This is a genomic window from Draconibacterium sediminis, from assembly GCF_000949475.1.
Classification (GTDB): Bacteria; Bacteroidota; Bacteroidia; order Bacteroidales; family Prolixibacteraceae; genus Draconibacterium; species Draconibacterium sediminis.
This window is the reverse complement of record NZ_JRHC01000008.1, coordinates 64,570-88,141: the sequence shown is the minus strand read 5'-3', so window position 1 is coordinate 88,141 and position 23,572 is coordinate 64,570. Positions and strand designations below refer to the sequence as shown.

Annotated in this window: 22 protein-coding genes; 8 read left to right on the top strand and 14 right to left on the bottom strand. The window is 41.2% G+C overall.

Translation table 11 applies throughout. From position 1 onward, the window contains the following. Positions 1–4: 4 nt before the first annotated feature. From LH29_RS22085 to LH29_RS22075, 3 genes are all read left to right on the top strand, one after another. Positions 5–379: a hypothetical protein gene (locus LH29_RS22085; RefSeq protein WP_045033511.1), complete on the top strand. Its 375-nt coding sequence runs from the start codon at positions 5–7 to the stop codon at positions 377–379. A gap of 57 nt (positions 380–436) precedes the next feature. Next, the gene (locus LH29_RS22080; RefSeq protein ID WP_045033510.1) at positions 437–1,453 is read left to right on the top strand and encodes a TQO small subunit DoxD; all 1,017 of its coding nucleotides are present in this window, start codon (positions 437–439) and stop codon (positions 1,451–1,453) included. Between the two features lie 456 nt (positions 1,454–1,909). Continuing rightward, entirely contained in the window at positions 1,910–3,088 is a 1,179-nt protein-coding gene (locus tag LH29_RS22075; RefSeq protein WP_045033509.1) for an MFS transporter, read from the top strand. Between the two features lie 17 nt (positions 3,089–3,105). Here LH29_RS22075 and LH29_RS22070 read toward each other — a convergent pair whose 3' ends face one another. After that, positions 3,106–3,345, bottom strand: a complete 240-nt coding sequence (locus LH29_RS22070; protein WP_157493798.1) for a hypothetical protein — start codon at positions 3,343–3,345, stop codon at positions 3,106–3,108. A gap of 517 nt (positions 3,346–3,862) precedes the next feature. Beyond that, positions 3,863–4,615, bottom strand: a complete 753-nt coding sequence (locus LH29_RS22065) for a DUF6261 family protein (RefSeq protein WP_045033507.1) — start codon at positions 4,613–4,615, stop codon at positions 3,863–3,865. A 903-nt stretch (positions 4,616–5,518) separates the two neighbouring features. On the opposite strand from LH29_RS22065, the gene tcmP reads away from it, so the two are divergent. The 4 genes from tcmP to LH29_RS22045 all read left to right on the top strand — a co-directional run bounded on the left by tcmP (position 5,519) and on the right by LH29_RS22045 (position 9,751). Beyond that, positions 5,519–6,646, top strand: a complete 1,128-nt coding sequence (gene tcmP, locus LH29_RS22060; RefSeq protein WP_045033506.1) for a three-Cys-motif partner protein TcmP — start codon at positions 5,519–5,521, stop codon at positions 6,644–6,646. 2 nt (positions 6,647–6,648) lie between these two features. Continuing rightward, complete coding sequence (locus LH29_RS22055; protein ID WP_045033505.1) at positions 6,649–7,407, top strand: DUF5131 family protein; 759 nt, start codon at positions 6,649–6,651, stop codon at positions 7,405–7,407. A 162-nt stretch (positions 7,408–7,569) separates the two neighbouring features. Beyond that, positions 7,570–9,375, top strand: coding sequence for a site-specific DNA-methyltransferase (locus tag LH29_RS22050; protein WP_045033504.1), 1,806 nt, complete (start codon positions 7,570–7,572; stop codon positions 9,373–9,375). A gap of 7 nt (positions 9,376–9,382) precedes the next feature. Further along, on the top strand, positions 9,383–9,751 hold the full coding sequence (locus LH29_RS22045) for an STAS-like domain-containing protein (RefSeq protein ID WP_045033503.1): 369 nt from the start codon (positions 9,383–9,385) through the stop codon (positions 9,749–9,751). Positions 9,752–9,980: 229 nt separating this feature from the next. On the opposite strand, the gene LH29_RS22040 is transcribed toward LH29_RS22045, so the two are convergent. The 8 genes from LH29_RS22040 to LH29_RS22005 all read right to left on the bottom strand — a co-directional run bounded on the left by LH29_RS22040 (position 9,981) and on the right by LH29_RS22005 (position 17,933). Further along, positions 9,981–10,685, bottom strand: a complete 705-nt coding sequence (locus LH29_RS22040) for a queuosine precursor transporter (protein ID WP_045033502.1) — start codon at positions 10,683–10,685, stop codon at positions 9,981–9,983. A gap of 332 nt (positions 10,686–11,017) precedes the next feature. Continuing rightward, on the bottom strand, positions 11,018–12,091 hold the full coding sequence (locus tag LH29_RS22035) for a family 10 glycosylhydrolase (RefSeq protein ID WP_045033501.1): 1,074 nt from the start codon (positions 12,089–12,091) through the stop codon (positions 11,018–11,020). Positions 12,092–12,102: 11 nt separating this feature from the next. Next, on the bottom strand, positions 12,103–13,212 hold the full coding sequence (locus LH29_RS24390) for a carbohydrate-binding family 9-like protein (protein ID WP_045033500.1): 1,110 nt from the start codon (positions 13,210–13,212) through the stop codon (positions 12,103–12,105). 92 nt (positions 13,213–13,304) lie between these two features. Next, positions 13,305–13,778 (bottom strand): methylglyoxal synthase, encoded by a 474-nt coding sequence (locus tag LH29_RS22025; RefSeq protein WP_045033499.1) that lies wholly within the window; start codon positions 13,776–13,778, stop codon positions 13,305–13,307. Between the two features lie 298 nt (positions 13,779–14,076). Further along, on the bottom strand, positions 14,077–15,459 hold the full coding sequence (glmM, locus tag LH29_RS22020; protein WP_045033498.1) for a phosphoglucosamine mutase: 1,383 nt from the start codon (positions 15,457–15,459) through the stop codon (positions 14,077–14,079). 223 nt (positions 15,460–15,682) lie between these two features. Next, positions 15,683–16,360, bottom strand: coding sequence for a hypothetical protein (locus LH29_RS22015; RefSeq protein WP_045033497.1), 678 nt, complete (start codon positions 16,358–16,360; stop codon positions 15,683–15,685). Positions 16,361–16,365: 5 nt separating this feature from the next. Beyond that, complete coding sequence (locus LH29_RS22010) at positions 16,366–16,854, bottom strand: RNA polymerase sigma factor (protein WP_045033496.1); 489 nt, start codon at positions 16,852–16,854, stop codon at positions 16,366–16,368. Between the two features lie 143 nt (positions 16,855–16,997). After that, a complete protein-coding gene (locus LH29_RS22005) occupies positions 16,998–17,933 on the bottom strand; it encodes a pseudouridine synthase (RefSeq protein WP_082063903.1) in 936 nt (311 codons plus the stop codon). A gap of 99 nt (positions 17,934–18,032) precedes the next feature. Here LH29_RS22005 and LH29_RS22000 point away from each other — a divergent pair, with 99 nt between their 5' ends. Beyond that, positions 18,033–18,803 (top strand): TIGR00266 family protein, encoded by a 771-nt coding sequence (locus LH29_RS22000; RefSeq protein ID WP_045033495.1) that lies wholly within the window; start codon positions 18,033–18,035, stop codon positions 18,801–18,803. Positions 18,804–18,874: 71 nt separating this feature from the next. Here the strand turns inward: LH29_RS22000 and LH29_RS21995 are convergent, their stop codons facing one another. From LH29_RS21995 to LH29_RS21980, 4 genes are all read right to left on the bottom strand, one after another. Next, positions 18,875–20,245 (bottom strand): deoxyguanosinetriphosphate triphosphohydrolase, encoded by a 1,371-nt coding sequence (locus LH29_RS21995; RefSeq protein WP_232302874.1) that lies wholly within the window; start codon positions 20,243–20,245, stop codon positions 18,875–18,877. Between the two features lie 470 nt (positions 20,246–20,715). After that, on the bottom strand, positions 20,716–22,182 hold the full coding sequence (locus LH29_RS21990) for a TrkH family potassium uptake protein (protein ID WP_045033494.1): 1,467 nt from the start codon (positions 22,180–22,182) through the stop codon (positions 20,716–20,718). Positions 22,183–22,378: 196 nt separating this feature from the next. Next, positions 22,379–22,717 (bottom strand): hypothetical protein, encoded by a 339-nt coding sequence (locus LH29_RS21985; protein WP_045033493.1) that lies wholly within the window; start codon positions 22,715–22,717, stop codon positions 22,379–22,381. 121 nt (positions 22,718–22,838) lie between these two features. Then, positions 22,839–23,537 (bottom strand): M48 family metallopeptidase, encoded by a 699-nt coding sequence (locus tag LH29_RS21980; RefSeq protein ID WP_045033492.1) that lies wholly within the window; start codon positions 23,535–23,537, stop codon positions 22,839–22,841. Positions 23,538–23,572: the final 35 nt, after the last annotated feature.

Sequence of the window (23,572 nt, the reverse complement as noted above, 5' to 3'; positions counted from 1 at the left end):
ATTAATGGAACGCATTCAACAATATTTTAGGTGGGTAAAACATGCATTGCTGGTAGTAATTGCGTTGTTTTCGCTTGCATCGTGCTCAGTAAAAGAGCCTTTGTTCAAGACCATTGGTGCCGAATATCAGCGTCCGTTAAATAAAACAAAAACCACTCCGAACTTCGAACATCACTGCCATACGTCGCCGGATGATTATCGGATCAGCAGTAATTTCCAGAACTCAGATCACAAGCTTTTTGGCACTGCTGTAGAACGCGCAGAATTACTCTTGCCCTCAACAGCCACTGCGGAATACTCATTTCCGCAACCTGAAATTGTTGCCGAAAACACCCGGCTGTACATTCTTTATAAACGGTTAAAATTCGACATGGTGTAATCGCTTTTCCCGTACACCAAATATTGTCAATTTTAATAACCGTTAATACATTTTTACATGAATAAATCTGAGAATAAGTCGGCAAACTTAGCCGGACTTTTCACCTTATCTCTCCGGCTGGTAGTTGGCTGGACTTACTTTTCTGCCTTTTGGCGCCGTGTTGTACTTGTTGATAAACTTGATCCGGAAGGCGTTGGCTACATCGGCGAAAAATTTAATCATTTCCTGCCCAACGCTTTAGGAATAAAACCGATAATCGAGCACCTGGTTACGCATCCCGAGCAGTTGTGGATGGCAATGGTAGTTTTTACTATCGTTGAAGCTATTGTAGGGCTGTTTATTATGCTGGGGCTTTTTACCCGTTTAATGAGTGTTGGCGTTTTTGGCCTCGCCGCCGGAATTCTGTTGGGCTCAGGGTGGATTGGAACAACCTGCCTCGATGAATGGCAAATCGGTGTGCTGGGAATTGCGGCCGGATTCACCTTGTTTTTTAGCGGCAGCGGAGCATATTCGCTCGATCAGTTGCTGCTGAATAAGAAGCTCAGGATCACACAAAACCGTTGGTTTGTGTGGCTGGGATCGGGCGAACTTCCGATAAGGAATTTGAAGCCGGCTGTGTTGGTTGGCTCATTGGGAATTTTATTTCTTACATTGTTTACCAACCAGGTTTTTCATGGCGGAGTTTATGGTAAACTGCACAACAAATCGGTGAAACCTAAAATTGAAATCAGCGATGCCTCCATCGAAAACAATATCCTACAGTTTGAAATATACCGAACCGAAGGCGTTGATGTGTATGGATCGTTCCTGATCGGGATTCAATTGCTGGATTCGGAAGGAAATATTTTGCTCGAAAAAAAGGGCGATGATTTGGCTAAGTTTCCGGTCGATCAAATATCCAATCACTATGTAACGCACGTAAAGCCGGGGAAACACAGTTTGATTGTTCCATTGGGAGCAAAGGCCGATTTGGCTATTGATTTGCGCGCAATTGATTTACAACGCGCAAATGAATTCACGCTGAAACTGATTGATATTAGCGGACTGGAATGGGAAAGCAAAGTAGAGATATAAACTGAGTAGCCTAGAGTGAACGGCTGACTTCGAGTCACCCGCTCACTTTTTCAGCCTGATTAGGGGTAAGAAGCTACTTCGTTTCTTACCCCTAAATCCCCTGTTGGGGACTTGTTCGCATCTCCGATTGGCGTTCATTTATGATGTTTTTGCCTTTTTATTTTTCCTAAATATTCCTTGTTTCTCCGGGCATAAGCCCCTTTGGGGGTTTGGGGTAACAATCGAACTATTCACATTGTAAAGCATTGGCATAATTTTGTGTTCAGCTTCCGGTTTTTTACCTCTAAATCCCCTGTAGCGGACTTTAAACCTTCCTCCCACGTACGGAAAGGTTTGGAGGGGCGAAAAAAGTTAATAACCAGCCTGTTTTGGTGTAGTGATAGTATGACTCTAAGTCATGCTATCACTGTTTAGCCTACATTTTTATTACTTTTAACACCAAGCAATCAAATTAGTATGACCGAAAAATCTGTCTTTCACAATAAAAATCTCTATTTCATTTTTGGGGTAACGCTTATTGCCATGATGGGCGTGGCAAGCATTACACCCGCTTTCCCCGATATTATCCGTTATTTCGGTATCAGCCCGCAACAGGTGGGCTGGCTGATTGTTGCCTTTACGCTGCCCGGTATTTTTCTTACGCCGTTTACCGGCATTTTGGCCGATCGTTATGGCCGGAAAGTGGTGTTGGTGCCCTCTTTGTTTCTCTTCGGAATTGCCGGTTTTGCCTGTATGTTTGCGCCCGGATTTTACGGATTGCTGGCACTTCGTTTTGTTCAGGGGGTTGGAGCCAGTTCATTATCGAGTATGAATATTACCCTTGTGGGCGATCTTTTCGAAGGGAAACGGCGCACGGCGGTAATGGGCTACAATGCCAGTGTTTTGAGTATAGCCACAGCATCGTACCCTGCCCTTGGCGGAGTGATCGCCATTTTTGGCTGGCAGTATATTTTTGCTTTGCCCATTCTGGCTATTCCGCTGGGCATTTGGGTAATGAAAGGGCTGAATAATCCCGAGCCAAAGAACAAGGCGAAACTACGGTCGTATTTTGGGCGTGTTTGGAAAACCATTAATCAGCGCACGGTTTGGGGACTTTTTGCCGTTAACTTTATCCTCTTCCTGATCCTTTACGGTTCGTACCTTACCTACTTCCCGCTGATGATGGAAAAGCGCCTGGGCGCCGATTCTTCGCGAATTGGTTTAATGATGTCGCTCATGTCGGTAACCACAGCCATTATGAGCTCGCAACTGGCACGCCTTAACCGCTTGCTGGGGCAAAAACGGCAGCTCATTATCGGAAGCGCATTTTACATGCTGGCTTCGCTGCTTATGCTGGGTGCCAATTCGTATTTAATGTTGGGCGTGGCGGTCATCGTATTCGGTTTCGGGCACGGCATAACCATTCCATCCATTCAAAATATGCTGGTAGGTTACGCGGCAATAAACGAGCGGGCGGCCTTTATGTCGTTAAACTCCATGGTGTTGCGAGGCGGGCAAACCTTTGGCCCCTTGCTGGTAGGCGTGTTTTATGCACTTGGCGGCCTGGAAGCCAGTTTCCTGTCGGGGGCAGTTATGGCTTTGCTTATGATGATCATCATTTTTGCTACGGTGCATGTAAAAAAGCAACGTGGTTGAATCCACAAACTCATCCATTAAACAATCCAAACCTTTTCCACTGCCCAATGACTAATGACCAGTGCCCAGTGACTAATTACCTCTTTGCCGGCAGCCGGGCTTTCCGCTAAAGTTGCCGCAGCTTTTGCCGGTTCCACCAAGGGCTGTTGGGTAGCTCCCTTTGGTCGCTCCCAACAGCCGGGTGTCACAAGCAAAAGCTGCGGCAAGCTACCGCTGCAATCCCTGCCGGTGGGGCCGGTGGCGCTGATTGGGGGCAATTGTTTTTTGCGATTGCACCGTGGCTTTAGCCCGGTGATAAAATTGCAGTTCCGCAAAAGGGCTTTAGCCATTAATATCCTTTTAAAGGCTAAAGCCTGTGCTCTATGATCCTATCTAAAATCACCGCCCTAAAGGAACCCGCTGCCGCGCGAATCCTTTCGCGTGGCTTTCATGAAGGGCAGAAGAGAATCTTAAGCTCTTTCAGAGCGATGAGTGAATTCGCTTAAATACACAGGGTGTTACCCTGTGTTGTTGCTTTAGCACCGTTGGTGCTGCTTACAAGGCAACTGTATTTTTAAATAGCCCAAAGGGCTATAAGCATTAGCATAGGGCAGCGCCCTGCTGCCGCGCGATTCTATCGCGTGGCTAAACTATAGCCTAATGAAGAAATAAACCACGCGAAGGGATTCGCGCGGTAGCGATGAAGTTTCGGGGCTTCGCATGGCTTAAGCTCAACAAAAAAGCACCCAACACAACGGAAGGATGCTTTCTGATACACATACACGGTTTTTGTTTTTATTCTTCTACGGTAGCTTCAGCCGATTCTTCTTCTCCGCTGGCAGATTGCCCCTGACGGGCGGCAAGCTGAATCTCAAGATTTGTAATCTTCTGATTTACCTCTAATATAAAATTTTCGATTTCGGGAGTTGCCATGCGTAAAGTAACCAGTGCATTAATACGGTTTACCAATGCCTTGTATACCCCTTCGAAAGCCAAACGCACCTCTTTAACTTTTGCGGCGTTGTTGTTTGCTTTTTCGCTGTCGCGTTGGTTTTGCAGATCGTTAACGGTATTGTTTTCGGTTTCGTGCGCCAAAACCCACGGCATAATACCAATGGTTTGGCAATGCACTGCCATATCTCGGTCTTTCAGGTCGTTATTCAGGTTGGTTGCTGCTGCAGTTTGTTCCTTCAACGACAGGTATCTGATGTTTCCATACAGATTAAAAACCCGTTCGATGTGTTTGGCAGCCTCAACTTCTTCTGGTATCGGGCTAAAAAGCGTTGCTTTTACCCGCTCGTTTAGTGCAGTCCAGGTAGTATCGCGCCTGTGGTCGGCATCCTGAACTTTTTCAGTGAGTACACTTCCCCGGTCAACATTTATTGCTTCGTCCAGTTCGGTAAAACTATTGTCGAAGTCTACCGATTCTTCCTCCACATTAAGTGCTGCAGGGGTGGCCTGCGCAATCAAACTTTTTACATCAGCCATAAACTGAAAGTAATCGTTGTTGCGCAAGCGCGTTAAAGGGATTGATTTTATAAAATTCATAATAGTTAAAATTTAAGAATGTATGGGTGTATGTGTATTTTGTTGATTATTTGGTGTGTGCATGGTGCTTATTAATGTGTAAAGTTCTTGCAAATTAGAACATAAGCTTACCAAAGTCAACAGTAGAGCTTGTGTTGTTTAGCATAAACATTAAATTGACAACTAAACAATTAGCGTTGAAGAACGATGGTTTGCCTTTAGGGTTTTTAGTCCTGTTGTTCGATTTTGCCAGGCCCGGAGTGATGGCTAAAGTCCCATTGCAAGGCAACGACAGCAGTAAATTGGTGACTAAACCCCCTTTGTACAGCTACGAAAGTAGTTTTGTGGTGACAAAAACGCTGTTGTAGCACTACGAAAGTAGTTTTGTGATGACAAAAGTGCCATTGTAGCACTACAAAAGGACTTTTGTGAAGACGGAGAAGCTTTCAAACACCTACGAAAGCACTAAATTGAATAATTTGATGGTAGCAAAGCGCTACGAAACGACCAAATTGGTGACTTTGAAGCTTTCGCAGGGCTGCGAAAACACCAAATTGGTGGCGGGGGAGGTCTTGTAATCAGTTAGATAGGTGTTTTTGTGTTATCGTAGTCTTTCGGAAACCCGCTTTTAGTAAGGCTTACGGGCTTAAGCCCGGTTCTGAGGGGCTTGCTTAACCCCGGCATTAATGCCGGGGTTAGTTATTATGCTTCCAAAGTTGGGCTTTAGCCCCACTTCCGTTACGGTTAATCATGATACTTAACAATGAGAACGGAAGATATAAACCACACGCGAGGGAATATACCAACCTAGAATATGAAACAGATTTATGAAACATATTATTTATGTATAATACCATAAGTTTGAATTTATTGCTAAATTGGAGCTTCGTTAAAGACTAGAAATTAGAACTAAAATGATTCCCAATGGCAAAATCAAACGATATTTTCAACAAAGGATTTGATGAAGGCACACAAATCAAGCTATATATTCTTCATAAATATCTTCAAGAATGGTTGCCTGTTTTTTTGAAAAGAAGGCAGAAATACTGGACCGATATTTCGCTTTATGACATGTTTGCAGGTGAGGGGAAGGACTCAGAAGGAGTTAATGGCAGTCCGTTAATAATGCTCGAAGAACTGTTCCCATATTGTAAAACCATAAAGGACGAATCTTTAAGGTTGAATGTGCTATTTAACGAAGTTGATAAAAAGCGTTATGAAGCATTAAAGCAAAATATTTCTGAGAAGCTAATGGAATGTAAAAATTCAGAAATGTGTCCTAAAACAAAAGATTGTATTTTGAAGGTATATGAGGAAAATAAGGACTTTAAACAATTGTTTGGTGAATGGTATCCTTTTATGCAAAATACTGCACAACTTCCACGTTTCATGTTTTTGGATCAGTTTGGCATTAAACAAATAACTGAAGATATTTTTGAGCAATTAGTAAGTTTAAAAAGAACAGATTTTATTTTTTTTATTTCTTCATCGTTTGCAAATAGGTTTGCGGAACAACCCGAATTTCAAACATATTTAAAATTAAACCGAGAATCTTTTGACCCAACTAAACCTCACCATTGTCATCGTGTGGTTTTCAATTATTATAAACAATTGATTCCTCGAGGAACAGAATATTACCTCGCACCGTTTTCTATTAAAAAAGGACCAAATATTTATGGATTGATTTTCGGAACAAACCATCTTTTAGGTATAGAAAAGTTTCTGAATATTTGTTGGGGGATAAACAAAAACACCGGGGATGCAAACTATGATATCGACAATGAGAAAATAAATCCAATCGAACCTTCATTATGGGCCGAACATGATATTTCAAATAAAATTCAAGTCTTTCAAAATGAACTTAAAAATAAAGTTCTTAGTAATGACTTGGAGACAAATGTAGAGGTATATCGATGGACGTTTGAAATGGGGTGTTTACCGAAACACGCCAATGAAGTTTTGCGTGAACTAAGAAAGCAGAGAACAATCAATAAAGAATTTCGTATTGCTAGTAGTAATATTCATAAATTAGTACCCGAAAAGCTAAAATAATCATGGCATCAAAAATTGAATGGACAGAAGCAACTTGGAATCCATCTTCTGGTTGTACAAAAATTTCGGCAGGTTGTAAACATTGTTATGCTGAGTCTATGGCTCGTAGGCTTAAGGCCATTGGAACTGTTGGTTACGAAAATGGATTTAGATTTAATATCGTTCCATCTCGATTAAATGAACCTTTAAAAAAGAAGAAGCCTACAGTTTATTTTGTAAACTCAATGAGTGATATTTTTCACGAAAAGATGCCGTTGGATTATTTGGACAAGATATTTTCTGTTATAAAGCAAACACCTCATCATACTTATCAAGTGCTAACTAAAAGGGCTGATAGAATGTATGAATATCTATCTCAAAGGGAAATTCCCAAAAATGTATGGTTAGGTGTTACTGTGGAGAATAAGTTTGATGGAATTCCACGTATTGACAAACTTCGACACCTAAATGCATCAGTATTGTTCTTATCGGTTGAACCACTTCTCGAAGATTTAGGAGAAATAGATTTGACTAATATTAATTGGGTTATTGTCGGTGGTGAAAGTGGAAATCAAGCAAGACCAATGGATAAAAGTTGGGTGGAGAATGTTAAAAAGCAATGTGATGCTAATGATGTTGCTTTCTTCTTTAAACAATGGGGAACTTGGGGGGCTGATAAAGTTAAACGTAATAAAAAGGAGAATGGTAAAGAGCTGAATGGAAAGATTTGGCAGAATTATCCTGAGGTTATTGAAAAACATTTCGACGTGGAGTTAGCATGACAAAATTGTTATTACGTATACCTGTGCGCACTTATTCAAAATACTTTATAAACATGTAAGACATTTAATTTTTCATTATAAGTCCTTTTGTTAGTAAGAATATTGCTGTGTAATCATGATTAAAATATATTTTTCTTATTTTAATAGCATCAATAACAGGTCATGGCACACAACAGTTATCTTTTTGTCTTTAATAGATCATTTGAAAAAACAGATATTTCGAAAGGAGAGTTAATTTCTTTATTAGAACTTCAACAAAAAGATGTTTTAATACGAACAAAAACAGTTGAGGAACTTACATCTGAAGGAAATAGAATTTCATTTAATAATCAGATATTTGTAGACGAAAACAAAGACTTCACCTATATAATTTTTTTATCCCAAAGTGCTATAGTATTAAGTAGTTTCAAATTTGATATAAAAGATATAATTAGACGGTCTGGATATATTCATTCATGTGGTAAGTTTTTATTTATATCAAAATGGGCCGACCTTCAAATTGATGATATTCTTGAAGATGTAACATCGTTTTGTAAAAAAGAAAATGAGTGGCACAATACAGTTTTTTATAAAAAAACTGAAAATGAAGTTAATAATAAGTTAGATTCCCTGCTAATTGATGACAGGAGGTACCATATAGGTAATGATTCATTTAATATCGCCTCAAATAATCTACAATCAAAACTTAATTCAGTAGAATCATCTTTAAAGTTAAAACCAAATGAAGAACACATATTTATTTTTCTTGAAAAAGGTAAAGTTCATGATTATTCTGCTCTATCTGAACTTTATGAAGATAGAAACGTAATTGATTATGGTGTTTGTTATTTAAGTGAATATAAAAAAGATAATCCTATCCACGAAATGGATAATTTAAAAGAGTTAAAACCATTTTGGGCAGGGATTTTCACAACTCCACATCGTTTAATGAATGCAATGCTAAATATTGCTAAGGTTGAAAAAGATTCTATTGTACTTGATCCTTTTTGTCATACTGGCACGTTAGCCATTGAGGCCTCTCAGATGGGATGCAAGGTAATTGCTAGTGATTTATTTGGAACTAATGGAGCAAAAGATAATTATGATTTTTTCTGTAATGGTGCACAAAATTTCAACTCAATTATAGGTGAAATTACTGAACATTTAAATAATGTCACTCTAACAAAACAATTTCAAGCTTTAATACCTGAAAATATAAAATTAAACGCTCAGGGTTTACCTGAAACTACCGGAGATGTTAATGATAGAATTAAATCTTTGAGTGAAAGGCTTTATTATTATATTCTTAGAAGATACTCAATGGAAAATCTTCGAGGAGCAGAACTTGGGGTAGAGGGTCAGAGAGACTTTGTTAATAATTATATCAGACCTTTTCAAGAAGACAAATACGAACCCGGTTTTTCAATGTTTGGCAAACAACTTGAATTATTTGAAAATGAGTTTGCAATAACAGGAGAACCTATTGTGAGTTTTGATAATAACAACAAAAAATACTTCACCGACAGTTATTATACATCAAAAAGAGTTGGTTATATCAACAATTGCTTCAGAACTGATTATCCCATTTTCTTGAAAAATAACATCTGTGGGAATATTGAATCTTATGGAATTGAAGAATCGAGTATAAATGCAGTCGTCACAGATCCTCCATATGGATATGGTGAAGGACTAGAAATGAATGAAGTTAGAGATATATACTCATCACTTATAGACAAGTCAATAACTTGGCTTAAATCTGGAGGTTATTTAGTCTTTTGCGCATTGGATAAAGTCAAAACAGGAAGAACAAGAGATTTACTATTTACGGAAGATATATTAGATATCGTAAACATTGTAGCAAAAAGAAGAAAAGTAAATTTTATAATGCATGATATATTGCTTACTTCAGATCATTTAAAAAATGTCTATTATTGGAAAAGTAATTATGCATTAAATAGAACCATTATTTCAGTACAAATAATTAAATAATATTCAAATGAACAACTACAAAATTAAACAGAAATTCAATAAAAGAATTTTATGGGGAGACGTTGATAGCATAGATGTATATGAAGACCTAATTAACTATATTAAAGAGATAGATATTGAAAACAATGATATTGAGTTGGATTTTGAAGGAATTCAATCAATTGATTATTCATTTATAAATAATGTAATTATTAGATTACTTGAAAATTTTAAAACAAGCTATAAAATGCATCTTATTTTTAACAATATTGAAAATGATGCAATAGCTTATTATTTAAATCAATCATTGACTAAAAATAATCTTGTTGCTTTTATTAAAGAAAAAGATAAAATTAAATCGATTGGTGGTCAATCATGCATGATGGAAACAGCTTGATTCAATATTAGGTAATTATTTTCTTATTATTACCGGTATCATCGTTATAGGCATTTCTTGATCTGAGGAGTAGTTATTTCAGTGAAGTTTCACAGATGGAAGCTGATTATTTGTCTCCGCTGTCACGCGAATCCTTTCGCGTGGCTAAGTGTTTAATCTCTGAGCTTACAGCTAATCAATTCATTTATCCCACAGTCTCAAATCGCACACTCTCACTCTTCTTTTCTTCCTATTCCATCCAAAAACGATTGCTTTTGTAAATTTTCTTTCCCCAGTAGACAAACGGTGTATCGGCAGCTGCAACAATCCATTTCAGGAAATAGGTGGTAAGCAGAATTTCAATCAGCACCGGCCATTCGTAAACGCCCCAAAAGGCAATGGCAACAAATACTACGCTGTCTATCAGTTGCGAAACCATTGTGCTGAGGTTGTTGCGCAACCAGATCTGATGGTCTTTCGAAAAACGTTTTTTCCAGAAATGATAAGCCCACACATCATGGCGCTGAGACAATAGATAGGCAGCTAAACTTGCAATGGCAATACGCGGCATCAGGCTAAAAATGGTGCTGGTAGCTTCATGGCTTATTCCTGCAAATTCGTCACCTTCCAGTGGCAGAAATTCCAGTGCCAGGTTCATCAGCAAAGTCATTGATATCAAGCTAAAGAACCCGATCCAAACGGCTTTTTTAGCTTCCTCTTTTCCGTAGTTCTCCGACAGAATATCGGTCACCAAAAACGAGGTGGCATACACAATGTTACCAAGCGTGGCCACCAGACCAAACAGCTCAACGGTTTGTATTACCTGAATGTTGGCCACAATTACCGAGATGGGAATCCACATTACAAGGCCCCATTTCCCGAATAAACGGTAGGCTAAAATAATTAGCAGAAAATTTGCCAGCAACATAGCCAGCCATAAGATTTCGTTTTGCATTTTTTTTATTTTTAAACTGCAGGGTTATGCCACCTGCTCAATTAATACTCAAAATTTTGGCCTGCAAATGTAATGGAAAAAGCTGAAAGTCAAAAAGCAAGAATATGCCCCTTTGGCTGTAGCCATTTCCCCTCAAGAGGGAAACAGCTGCAAAGTAATGCCGGAGATTTTGAATATCGCTAAAATTGAACAGCGCTAGCTCCCCTCTTGAGGGGAGCTCCCGACAGGGTGAGGGGTAATGTAAATAGCGAGTGTGTCGGAGAAAGATGCGCTAAGCGGTTCTATACCGCTAAGCGCATTTCTTAGGGCAGACCCCAATTCTTTTATGTCTCTTATTTAGAAGCCTTCTTCAATATCCCTAAAATCTTTTCATCCACCTTCCCAAACAACGAAACTCCTGATGCTCCGTTTGCTATGGCTACACGAATTCCTTCTTCCAGCTCTTCATCCGATTTAAAATCGGGCAGGAACAGACCGGCATAAATCGGGAATTTCCCGCAAAGGAAATGCATGCCTTCCTCAACAGCATCGCCAATCCAGCTTACTGTTTCGCGGTAGAAACCGTGGTAGATCATCGGGCAAACCGCATCGAGGTTCCAGTTGGTCCAGTCCTGACGCACAATGCGGCGCGCAATTTCCGGTGTTGGGAAAACCGCTGCGGTAATTGGTTTATTGTATGAGTGGGTAATTTCTGCCAGGTGATTTACAATACCATTCACCTGCTCATAGCGGTATTTGCGCCAGGCCGGACTTTGATCGGGGTGTTCCATTTCCAACGGATCTTTACCCGTTTTCTTTTTAAAATTCTCGCGGCAGGTATCGCAATAACAGAAATCGTACTCGGGCAACTCTTTGCTTTGGTCAATGCCGTAATTATTCCACAGGTTTACCGGCAGAATTACGTCGCAATAACGCACATAATCCAGGTGCAGGCCGTCAACATAATCCTTGTCAAGAATTTCTTTTGAGCGTTGAGCCAGATATTCCTTCACTTCCGGTTTCGAAGGGCACAACCAACGGTAATATCCAACGTATGGAGGATTGTCAGCACACGATTTTCCGTCGCGGCTAACGGCATACCATTCCGGGTGACTGGCAAGCAGCTCTTTTTCGCCACGGTTCATGGTCCACATCCAACGGTGTGTTTCCAGCCCGGCCTTTTTTGCTATTCGAAAGTGGCGTTCGCTGTCGTGCTCGAAAAACATACCGCGCACACCGGCTTCGTAATAACTGCTGTATTTCTTTTGCAGGTCTTCGTCGCTTTCCTCATGATTTGGGTTTTCCCAAACCCAGTGTTTCAATCCTTGTTCAGCCGCTGGCGGTTTTGCTTCGCCGGCACAGGCGCTAGCTACGGTAAGCCCCATTCCGGCCAGCATTGTGGTTTTAATAAAATCTCTTTTGTTCATCGTTAGTTTGTTTATTTGTCAGTATGTATGCGTAATAAGCCATCCTGATCGATAGAGATCATCAGGTTGTTGTTGGTTGTTAAGGTTGCAGTATAAGTATTTCCCGAGGTATTTAATTCCAGCGAGAAACTGGTGTTGTTTTCTTTTCCGTTTGATTGAATTCCAAGAGTGTCAAGATCATTACAAAAAGTCTTGTGCTCACGTTGATAATCGCGTTGCGCATAAAACACATGCCACAGGTGGCGGGCCAGTAATTCCTGTTTGGGCAGTTGAAAAGAAGAGTGTGTTGGTTTCTGAGCGTTAGACGAAAACTGAATAAGCCCCCAACGTTCGGGGTAGTGCATATTTATCACTCCCTGCGGACTCCAGACCCAGTTGTCTTCAGGGATCAATTTGCCGTCGTCGTTTGTTTTTCGGGTGTATTTCCCGTTAACAATTTCAGTTTGCCACTGCACGCGCGAAAAGTTGATCTTCCAAATAGCACCGGCTTCGGGCTGTATATAATTGCCATCAGTGGTTAACGATGAAAAGGGAATAGCCATTTCAACGCACCATTTTTTGTCGGTGTCGGTCGGGTCATTCAGCGTGCCATCCACATAAACGGCACTTTTAAAACCTTTCGCATTCCACTCAATATCGGGTTTCCCTCCATTGCGGTATGGTTTGTCAAGAAATAAATCGAATAAGGTATTTTGGGCATTTACTTCAAACTCGTAATAGTTGTGCGTGTCGCCATCGGGATCGATAAACACTTCAAAATCATTTTCGTGGTAAACGATCATGTCCTGCTTATCGTAGTAAGCCCAAATATGTTCCTCTTTCAGTTCTGCAAAAATGTACAGGCTATCTATATCCCACAACATTTTAATCCGCGTAGGGTAAGTGGGGTGAGGCATGTTGGCTCCCTGGATATCAATAAACTCAGATGTCCATGCAGCATTTTTCCATGACGGCTCGTTAGCTTGTCCGTCAATCGTAATGGCAGTGTTACTTTGTCCCGCAATATAGGTGTTCGGAGCTGTAAACAGGCGGGCATACTTCTCCGGTACCTCTTGCGCCGATGAGCCCAGGTTGCTGATTATAAAAAGTGTGATGAGGAAGGCATTCCTGATAATTCGCATAGATTAATCACTATTAATGTCGGACAATAACGACAAAAATATTGAAAAAATTATCAAGAATGCCTGGTCTTTTTAAAAAAATTAAGAAAGGTTTATGCCATATTCACGTCGCGGGCAATATATTCGCGATAATCTTTTATAATCGGATCGTATTGCTCGTGAAATAATTCGGATGTCACCATAAAGTCGGCCGTAGAACGGTTTGATGCTGTTGGGATATTGTATAAAACCGTGATACGCAACAAGGCTTTTACGTCAACATCGTGTGGTTGTGGTTGCATCGGATCCCAAAAGAAGATGAGCATATCGATATTGCCTTCGCAAATCATTGCTCCCAACTGCTGGTCGCCACCCAGTGGCCCCGATTTCAGGCGGGTAACAGTAGGCGGCACGGTGCCATGTTTGTGGCAGCTTTCGGCAAGTGCCTCTTCAACCATTTTCCCGGTTGTTCCGGTACAAATCAAGTCGTGTTGGGCCAGTTCTTTCCAGTTGAAAGACACCCATTCCATAATATCTTTTTTGCGGTTATCGTGTGCTACGATCGCTATATTCTTTTTTCTTTTCATTATTCATGTTTTGTATTCAGTAAACTATTGTACTGAATATTGTTTTCGGTTCAAATGTAGATCGTTTTTAAATAAGGGAACAGTTAAAACATGTTTTACAACATAAAATTAGCTAAAACTTAATTTCTACACCCAACACCAAAGGATTGCTTAACATTTGAGTAATACCGATGTGAAATCAGGATGAGCCTTATCTCATACAATTTTCGTTTTCAATCGGTATTAACCATTCTAATTCCAGTGTGTTCACTTAAGGCTCACACTGAAAAACAATTGGTATAACCTTCTGTAATGCCAATTATAACAGGCTTTTCATTTCGTCAATCATTTGCTGAGCCAGTTTATCAGCTTCAGCACTTGATTTTGCCTCGGCATAAATCCGGATGATCGGTTCTGTATTCGATTTTCGTAAATGCACCCACGATTCAGCAAAATCGATTTTTACTCCGTCAGTTGCTGTAACTTCTTCGTTTGCATATTTTTCCTGCATTTTTACAAGAATTCCATCCACATCTATTTCCGGAGTCAGTTCAATTTTGTTCTTTGAGATGAAATAATCGGGGTAGGTTTTACGCAGTTCCGAACATTTAAGGCCCGATTTGGCCAAATGAGAAAGGAAAAGTGCCGCTCCAACCAAGGCATCGCGACCACTGTGGCTGGCCGGATAAATAATTCCGCCGTTTCCTTCGCCACCGATAACGGCATTTGTTTCGCGCATTTTGGCAACAACATTCACTTCGCCAACCATTCCTGCCGAGTAGCTTTGGCCATGTTTTTCTGTCACATCGCGCAGCGCACGGCTCGATGAAAGGTTTGAAACCGTGTTTCCGGGAGTTTGGCTCAACACATAATCGGCAACGGCTACCAGCGTGTACTCTTCGTTAAACATACTGCCATCTTCGTTGATAATCACAAGGCGGTCAACATCAGGATCGACCACAAAACCCACGTCAACTTTATTCTTGCTGATGATTTCCGCTGTTTCCACCAGGTTTTCAGGAATTGGCTCCGGTGTATGTGCAAAATGACCGGTTGGTTCGCAGTTTATTTCAACAATATTCTTAATGTCGAGCGCTTTAAAAAGTGCCGGCATGGCAACGCCACCAACCGAGTTAACGGCATCAACAGCTACCGAAAAGTTGGCTTTTTTAATGGCTTCCACATCCACCAATTCCAGGTTCAGTACATGTTGCACATGAATATCGGTATAGTCTTTTTCCACCACTGTTCCCAGATCATCCACTTCGGCAAAGCTGAAATCTTCAGCATCGGCAATTGCCAGTACTTTTGCTCCTTCTTCAGCATCAAGAAATTCACCTGCTGAATTCAGTAGTTTTAATGCATTCCATTGTTTTGGGTTATGACTGGCCGTGAGGATAATTCCGCCATCAGCTTTTTCTTCGGTAACGGCAATTTCGGTGGTTGGCGTAGTTGCCAGTCCGATGTTCACCACATTACATCCCATCCCCGACAGGGTTGAAACAACGATTGATGCCACCATTTCTCCCGAAATCCGTGCGTCGCGTCCAACAACTACTGTAATTTTTTCTTTGTTTGCTTTTTCTTTTGCCCAGATGGCGTAAGCCGCAGTAAATTTTACCAGGTCGAGCGGGCTTAAACCTTCGCCCGGTTTACCTCCAATGGTACCTCGTATTCCCGAGATCGATTTTATTAATGTCATAATCTAATGTTCAGTTTGAGGCGTAAAGATAAAAAGTCGATCCTGAATTACGACACATAAACGATAAAACCGGCCAATATGTTGGAAGAATGTGCTTCGTTTGACAGATGCCGGATACTGGATACTGGATTCTTGATACTGGATACCTGATTCTCGCAACTCGATCCTCACAATAGATACCGGAAGCTCCATGCACTTGCCCCATGCCCGGTTTGCTATAGAATTAATCCAACTCTTCCAGTTCGCGCAGTGTGGCTTTTAATTTTTTGATGTAGTTGCCATACAATTTGCGGAATCCCCAGCGAAGGAAAAGGAATATCGCACCACCGAAAACAGCGACAAGAAGCACTGTTATTCCGACCGTTAAAATGATCTTACTGGTTTCAATGTCGGATAAATGCATGCCTTGCGCTTCTGCATTGTATTCGGTTCCAATAAACATCCCCGAAATAAAAGCTGAGGCCATACTGAGTAACAATGTGGCAAGTGCCAGATAAAAGAGGCGTTGATACAGTGATAGTGTTTCAATTATTTTTTTGAGCGTGCCTTTCAAATCACAAGCAACATCGCATTGTTTTTTCACCCGGTAATACTTGATAACAAAATAGAGAAAGGTGGTAACAATAAGCACATTGCCAAAAACGCCCATAAAAAGTACCCAATTGGGTATGGGCAGATCGCTGTAATGTTTTTCTATGGTTTCAGGTGACAAGATAAAATCATCAAGCGTGAACAAAACAATCAGCCCCAGAAGAATAATAAATCCAATACGGATATTACGGTCGATTCGTTCGATGAGGTTCTTGGTTCGTTTGCTGAGCATGGTGTTCAACTGGTTTTCGTCCAGTTCTTTGGAGGGGGTTATTTTGCTCCATGTTTTTTTAAGCTCGTTTAATTCCATAACTACTACTCTTCAGTTACCATAAGCTTCTTCAGCTTTTTCTTAATCCGGTTCATTTTCACCCGCACATAGTTTTGGGTAATTCCGGTAATCTCAGCAATTTCCTCGTACTTTTTGTTTTCGAGGTACAGCAGCACAATCGATTTTTCGATTCCGGTAAGCTGCTGAATAGCTTTGTGCAATACTTTAATATTCTCTTCGGTTTCGGTATCGTACTTTTCATCTTCAATCTGAAAATTTTCGTACGTCAGGTTGTTTTGGTCAGGTCTTCTTTTACTTTTTTTGAAAGTAGTAATTGCGGTATTCAGCGCAACACGATACATCCATGTAGAAACCTTTGATTCTTTTCTGAAATTAGGGAACGACTTCCAAAGTTGTACCACTATTTCCTGAAACAGATCATTTCGGTCATCTTCCGTGTCGCAATAAATGTTGCAAACTTTGTGGATAATGCCCTGGTTTTTCTGGATTATGTGTAAGAATTCCTTTTCCAAAATCGTTTAATTAGTAACTGGTAGAGAGAATAATTACAACTGATGGTTAACAAACAGCTATAGTTTTTATTGATAGGAAGTTTGAAGGCCGGAGTAGGAGAAGCTTTTCTTCCGGCTCCGGGCTTCAGTCTTCCAACTTTTTTTTACATCATTTTTAAAAACTTCACCTCTTTTTCGGTAAGAATCCGCCATTTTCCACGTGGCAAATTCTTTTTGGTGAGGCCGGCAAAAAGCACACGGTCGAGTTTTTTAACCCGGTAACCAAAGTGCTCGAAAATACGACGCACTATGCGGTTTTTACCTGAATGAATTTCAATGCCCACCTCGGTTTTATCATCAGGATGAGTGTAACTAATGGCGTCGGCAGCAATTGGGCCGTCTTCCAGTTCAATTCCTGCGGCAATCATATCCATGTGTCCACGCTCAACAGGTTTGTCGAGGGTAACCTGGTACACCTTCTTTTTGTTATGTTTTGGGTGGGTTAGTTTTTTCGAAAGATCACCATCGTTGGTAAACAGTAACAAACCGGTCGTATTTCGGTCCAGTCGGCCAACAGGGTAAACACGTTCTTCGCAAGCGTCTTTTATCAGGTCCATCACAATTTTATCCGCATGCGGATCGTCGGTGGTGGTCACATAATCTTTTGGTTTATTCAGCAAAATATACACTTTGCGCTCGGCTTCAATTTTCCGTCCGTCAAAACGTACTTCGTCGCCCGGCAGCACTCGTATTCCCAGTTCAGTAACAATCTGTCCGTTAATGGTTACCGCTCCGGCAGTAATAAAAGTATCGGCTTCGCGGCGCGAACAAACACCGGCGTTGGCGATAAAACGGTTCAGGCGCATTCCTTCGGCCGAAAGTGTTTTTAGTTTTGGCCTTGGTCCGGCAGCTTCTTTTTTCTTTTCAGCCGGTTTGCCATATTTTTTCCCGGGTTTGAATTCTTTTTTGGGTTCCGATTTTTCTATCACCCGTGATTTTCCAACACGTTTTCCAGAAGGTGCCTTCACCGAACGTTTTGACGAATTGCCGGATGATTTACCTTGTGAACTGCCCCGGTTACTGTTGTTATTCTTGCGCATCGCTAAATTATTTTGTGCAAAGATCGCTAAATTTTCTGATTTGGAATTTTATTTCCCTGAATTCACTTAAATTCGGGGCTCAAACATAAAATTAGAACTATGAATTCGCATGAAATTGATTATAAGATCATCGGTCACGATGTTCAGTTGGTTGAAATTGAATTAGATCCGGCCGAAACGGTAATTGCCGAGGCGGGTGCCATGTTGTACATGGAAGATGGTATCGAGTTTCAGGCCCGTATGGGCGACGGATCAAACCCACGTGCCGGTTTCTTTGATAAGGTATTATCTGCCGGATCTCGTTTAATAAGTGGCGAGTCGCTGTTTCTTACCCACTTTACCAACCAGGGATGGGGAAAAAAGCACGTGGCTTTTTCGGCTCCTTACCCGGGAACTATTATTCCGCTTAACCTGCCGGATTTTGGTGGAAGAATCATCGTTCAAAAGGATGCTTTTTTGTGTGCGGCACTAGGCACAAAAATATCAATAACGTTTAACCGTAAACTGGGTGCCGGATTTTTTGGCGGCGAAGGATTTATTCTTCAGCAGCTGCAAGGCGATGGAAAAGCTTTTATCCACGCCGGAGGAACTGTAATTGAGAAACAGCTGAACAACGAAACTTTGCGGGTTGACACCGGATGTATTGTTGGTTTTGAAACCTCGATAGATTATAGTATTGAACAGGCAGGAGGTTTACGTTCGATGGTTTTTGGCGGCGAAGGATTATTTCTGGCCACGTTACGGGGAACCGGAAAAGTTTGGTTGCAAAGTATGCCAATACGGAAATTAATCGCTGAGTTGTCGCCGGCAGGAGGAAACGCCCGAAAAGAAGCACGTGGCGGGTTGCTCGATAATTTGCTGGAAGGATAGATCCAGTCTCCAGTATTCAGTCTCAGTAATCAGTTTTTCACTGTAAACTGAGACTGAATACTGTGAACTTTCTAAACCACGCCGGGTAAACTTATTCCTTTAATTTTTCGGTAAAGGTCGAGTGCGAAAATATCGGTCATTCCCGATACAAAATCAACTACCGACTGGATTTTCAGGTATACCGAATCTTCATCGGTTTTAAACTGACCGGGTAGCAACGATAATATTTTTTGGCTGTACTTATCCTTTTTGTCGGTATTCATAATTGCATCAACAAATTCTTCCAGCAGCGTGCCGATAATTTTATAACCTGCAATTTCAATCTCAACAACCGAACGGTGTGCATAAATTTCGCCAAACGAAATACATTGCACTTCTTTCATTGCTGCGGCTTGCTTACCGGGAAGCTGATCGATAAGACTGCCGGCAAAAGTTCCGGCCATAATCGCGTCGTAATTATCCTTGAAGATATCTATGCAACGGTAAATCAACTCGCCGATAACGTTGGCACGCAGGTAACTTATCTGTTCGTTTATATCGCTTACCTGGGTAAAGGTTTTTTCGAAACGTTCAATACGTTCTTCGGTAAAGAAATTCTGGAAAAGTGCACGAATACGGTCGTAGTGTAAAATGCCCAGTTTAAAAGCGTCTTCCAAATCCATAATCTGGTAACAAATATCGTCGGCGGCCTCCACCAGATACACCAGCGGATGGCGGGCAAAACTTCCATCTTCGCGTTTTGCAATTCCCAGCTCATTGGCAATATGGTAGTAATTTTCTTTGTCCGACTGGAAAAAGCCAAACTTTGGTTTGGTTGCTTTTACCGACTCATACGGGTATTTTACAATGCTGGCCAGCGTTGAGTAGGTTAATGCAAAACCACCCTCGCGTTTGCCGTTAAACTGGTGGGTGAGTGTGCGAAAAGCATTGGCATTCCCATCAAAGCAAGTGAAATCTTTCCATTCGCCTTCCGAAAGTTGATCTTTGAATTTTTGGCCGCTTGCTTTGTTAAAATAGTTCGAGATGGCTGCTTCGCCTGAGTGCCCAAACGGTGGATTTCCTAGATCGTGAGCCAGACAGGCGGTTGAAACAATTGTTCCTATTTCGTGGATCAGCGGATTATCCTGATGAATTTCCAGCAGGTATTCCGACAATAAATTCCCCAGCGATCGGCCCACACTGGCCACCTCCAGGCTGTGTGTAAGGCGGTTGTGAACAAAAATATGTTCGGGCAGCGGAAAAACCTGTGTTTTATTCTGCATCCGGCGAAATGGCGACGAGAAAATAATCCGGTCGTAATCGCGCTGAAATTGTGTGCGGTCTTCGTTTGTTACCGGGCCTAAAGTTCCCTTGCTGCCCAAGCGTTTTGGTGAAAGTAGTGTGCTCCAATCCATAGTCTCAAAAAATTCTTGCACGAATGTATAAGAAATTATGGTTCGCATGAAATTTTTGAAGGAGCAAGCGTATAAAATGTGATTCATCAAAAGACTTAAGACTATAATGGGTAGCTAAAATTCTTGAAACTTCCCGATGCTACGATCGGGACAGGCTGTCGTACCTCCTCAAACAACAGTAATTTTTTAACGCCGTCACCGCTTGTTTTCCGGCTCACCGGACGAGGCCAGGCTCCGATGTTACTGCAGTGGACGGCCTCTTTTGGTCGTTGACTGGAGTTGAAGTGAAACCTTAATGAGAGCGGGAAGCTCCGAGGAATCGAGGAGATCACCCGTCCGAATTTAGGTTTTACAAAACGTAAGGGAAGGACTAAAAGCAGCCTTGAATTTTCTGCTTCGTCTTTGCTTCAAGGCAAAGATGAAGGCCGCCGGCAGGCAGAAAGTTCAATCGATTTGGAGGCGTTTCAAAATTATAATCCACCTGATTTTCCTATGGGGGTAAAATTCTTGAACTCTCCTTAATCCAACCAGAACGACGGGGTGAATAGTACCAGTACCGAATAAATTTCTAAACGGCCAATTACCATTAGCGCGGTAAGGAAATATTTGGCACCGTCGGGTAAATGCAGGAAGTTGCTTACCGGGCCAACAGTCCCAAATCCCGGGCCAATACCTGCCATACTGGTAGCCACAGCTCCAAACGAGGTTTTCAGGTCGTTGGTCCACAACATCATTATCATTGTGCCAATAATAAGAATGAGGTAGTAAAAAAGAACAAAAGTGAATACCCGGTTTATAAGCTCGGGGCGTACCACATTTTTGTTGTAATGCACCACACGCACTACGGTGTTTGACGCAAAATATTCTTTATACAGGGTGCGTATATGCCTAAAAACAACCAGGTGACGAATAACTTTTACGCCTCCACCGGTTGATCCCGACGATGCCCCGATCAACATCAGAATAGCAATTATACCGATGGATTGTAATGGCCACTGCAAATAATCGGCCGTGGCAAAACCGGTTGCGGTAATAATGGAAATCACCTGGAAAAAGGCATGACGAAAAGCCGGCTCAAATCCCATGTCCTGGTGATGAAAGAAAAGCGACAGCGTAATGATCGTTCCGGCAACCAATATAATTTTTAAATACAATCGCAGTTCTTCGTTTTTAAAGGCAGTTTTAAAATCACCCCTCAACCAGAAAACGTGAACTACAAAGTTGATTCCCGAAAGCAGCATAAAAAAGGTGACTGTGTATTGGATAAAAGGCGAGAAGCTGGCCAGACTGTCGTTTTTGGTGGAGAAACCGCCGGTGGCAATGGTTGCAAACGAATGGCAAATGGCATCGAAGAGCGACATGCCGCCTATCCATAAAATAATGGTTTCGGCAAAGGTTAGCCCCATGTAAATGAGCCATAACCGACGCGCCACTTTGCGTATTCGTGTCGATACTTTTTCGGTGGCAACACTCGACACTTCGGAGTAAAACAGATAAATACCGTTAATTTTCAGAAAGGGCATTATAGCCACCACCAAAACAATAATTCCCATTCCTCCAATCCAGTGGGTTTCGGCACGCCAAAACAAAACACTTTTGGGAAGCGCTTCTATATCGGATAAAATTGACGATCCGGTTGTGGTAAACCCTGAAATCGATTCGAAAAAAGCATTAGTGAAAGTGGGGATACTACCGGTTAGCAAATAGGGGAGTGTACCCACCAAAGCCATTACCACCCAGGCAAGCGTAACAATGATAAAACTCTCGCGCAACGAAGGTTCTACCTGCCGTTGTTTTTTGGTAAGCAGGTTTAAAACAACCCCAAAAATAAAGGTGATCAGAAAGGTGTGCGACAGGTCGGTAAAAACGCTCTCTTTGTAAATAAATGAGACAATAAGCGCAAAGAGCATAAAAAGACTTTCGAACGTAATTACGATCGAAATGATGTGTAAAATTAAAGCGATATTTATTTTAAAGTGCTTCATTTATTACAAAAGGATATTTACAGTGTGGCAATGAATTATAAACTTGCTGCTTCTCATTATTTTAGCTTCGATCTAAAAATGCGTGTTACATTCGAAATGAATGTGTTGCGATGGCCATATAAATTTACAAAATGAAATAGTGTTTAGCCAATCGAATCATCCCTTCATTTTCAGGATAGTGCAGCAATCCGAAATTTTATGCGGTAAAAGCGGGAGGGGGGAGGTTGGTATGAAGAATAAGAATAGCCTTAAAAACAGCAGTTGTTGTATGTTTGGATGAGCTGTTTATACTTCTCGGGAAGGTTTCGGAATTTGTGTTTTTTATTTGGAATGCCAGGATTTTGTTGTCGTTATCTTCCAGATTTTCAAGTATGGAGTCACACAAATCAAAATCCGACGACACGATACATTCAATTTCTGTCGTGCAGGTTTCTGCAGAATAAGCACTGTCTTTTGTTGCAAAAGTATGGCCTCCTGTAATCTGCAGTATCCCTGTCAGAAAATAAATTAAAAGCAGTATGAATAATGCTCTCAAATCTTGGCTTTTAAAATTACACGGCAAAGTTAGATTCTCTTTTTCAGCTCTTGTACCCTACCGTTGCAATAGTGCCGAAAATTGAGGTTTATTTAACTCCGCATTTGTAAAGATACATTTTTTACAGTGTGTAGGTGGAGTATTTTTTTACGTCCCGCGCCAGTTCGCGTGCCCTGCCATCGGTTATCTGGTTTAGCCGTTCCCAGAATTTTGGGCCATGATTTTTTACTTCGGTATGTACCAACTCGTGTAACAAAATATAGTCGATCAGTTTTACGGGCAGTTTCATCATTTGCAAATTCAAACTGATATTGTTCTTTGATGAGCAACTTCCCCAGTTACGCCGGTTATCGCGTATGGTAACTTTGTTGTACTTAAAACCGTATTTTTTTGCCAGATCAGAAATTCGTGCCGGAAGCAGACGTTTGGCTTCGTGGCGGTAAACAGAGGTTATAATCCCATCGATAAAAGCAATGGAGTTTTCGTTTTCAAAATCCGAAACCGAAATTATTATGTTATCACCCTGCCGGATTGCATTGTTTTTTTCGCCCTGAACAATGCGTATATTATGCAGTTTTGTTTCAATCTCGGTGCCCGGTTTTATTGTGGTTGTGCGGGCTTTCATCTTTTCCTGCTGCTTTAACACCCATTGCTCATTTTTTTCTACAAAAGCCAAGGCCTCTTTGGTTGTGATAAAAAAAGGAAAAGAAACCAGCACCGATTTGTCGGGTTTTACGCTAAGTTTAATATTTTTAGATCGCTGGTTCTGAGAAAATGTTACCTTGCCTATATGTTTTAATTGAACTACTTGGCTTGCCATATGTTATTGTTAAAAATAAAAATCAAAGATATCAA

Excerpts from the sequence above, each read along its gene's own strand:
- LH29_RS22025 (WP_045033499.1), bottom strand. The coding sequence starts at position 13,778 with ATGAAAAGAAAAAAGAATATAGCGATCGTAGCACACGATAACCGCAAA.
- LH29_RS22045 (WP_045033503.1), top strand. The coding sequence starts at position 9,383 with ATGAACAACTACAAAATTAAACAGAAATTCAATAAAAGAATTTTATGG.
- LH29_RS22005 (WP_082063903.1), bottom strand. The coding sequence starts at position 17,933 with ATGCGCAAGAATAACAACAGTAACCGGGGCAGTTCACAAGGTAAATCA.
- glmM (WP_045033498.1), bottom strand. The coding sequence starts at position 15,459 with ATGACATTAATAAAATCGATCTCGGGAATACGAGGTACCATTGGAGGT.
- LH29_RS22075 (WP_045033509.1), top strand. The coding sequence starts at position 1,910 with ATGACCGAAAAATCTGTCTTTCACAATAAAAATCTCTATTTCATTTTT.
- LH29_RS21990 (WP_045033494.1), bottom strand. The coding sequence starts at position 22,182 with ATGAAGCACTTTAAAATAAATATCGCTTTAATTTTACACATCATTTCG.
- LH29_RS22080 (WP_045033510.1), top strand. The coding sequence starts at position 437 with ATGAATAAATCTGAGAATAAGTCGGCAAACTTAGCCGGACTTTTCACC.
- LH29_RS24390 (WP_045033500.1), bottom strand. The coding sequence starts at position 13,212 with ATGCGAATTATCAGGAATGCCTTCCTCATCACACTTTTTATAATCAGC.
- LH29_RS22055 (WP_045033505.1), top strand. The coding sequence starts at position 6,649 with ATGGCATCAAAAATTGAATGGACAGAAGCAACTTGGAATCCATCTTCT.
- LH29_RS22000 (WP_045033495.1), top strand. The coding sequence starts at position 18,033 with ATGAATTCGCATGAAATTGATTATAAGATCATCGGTCACGATGTTCAG.
- LH29_RS22085 (WP_045033511.1), top strand. The coding sequence starts at position 5 with ATGGAACGCATTCAACAATATTTTAGGTGGGTAAAACATGCATTGCTG.
- LH29_RS21980 (WP_045033492.1), bottom strand. The coding sequence starts at position 23,537 with ATGGCAAGCCAAGTAGTTCAATTAAAACATATAGGCAAGGTAACATTT.
- LH29_RS22065 (WP_045033507.1), bottom strand. The coding sequence starts at position 4,615 with ATGAATTTTATAAAATCAATCCCTTTAACGCGCTTGCGCAACAACGAT.
- tcmP (WP_045033506.1), top strand. The coding sequence starts at position 5,519 with ATGGCAAAATCAAACGATATTTTCAACAAAGGATTTGATGAAGGCACA.
- LH29_RS22035 (WP_045033501.1), bottom strand. The coding sequence starts at position 12,091 with ATGAACAAAAGAGATTTTATTAAAACCACAATGCTGGCCGGAATGGGG.
- LH29_RS22015 (WP_045033497.1), bottom strand. The coding sequence starts at position 16,360 with ATGGAATTAAACGAGCTTAAAAAAACATGGAGCAAAATAACCCCCTCC.
- LH29_RS22050 (WP_045033504.1), top strand. The coding sequence starts at position 7,570 with ATGGCACACAACAGTTATCTTTTTGTCTTTAATAGATCATTTGAAAAA.
- LH29_RS22040 (WP_045033502.1), bottom strand. The coding sequence starts at position 10,685 with ATGCAAAACGAAATCTTATGGCTGGCTATGTTGCTGGCAAATTTTCTG.
- LH29_RS21995 (WP_232302874.1), bottom strand. The coding sequence starts at position 20,245 with ATGCGAACCATAATTTCTTATACATTCGTGCAAGAATTTTTTGAGACT.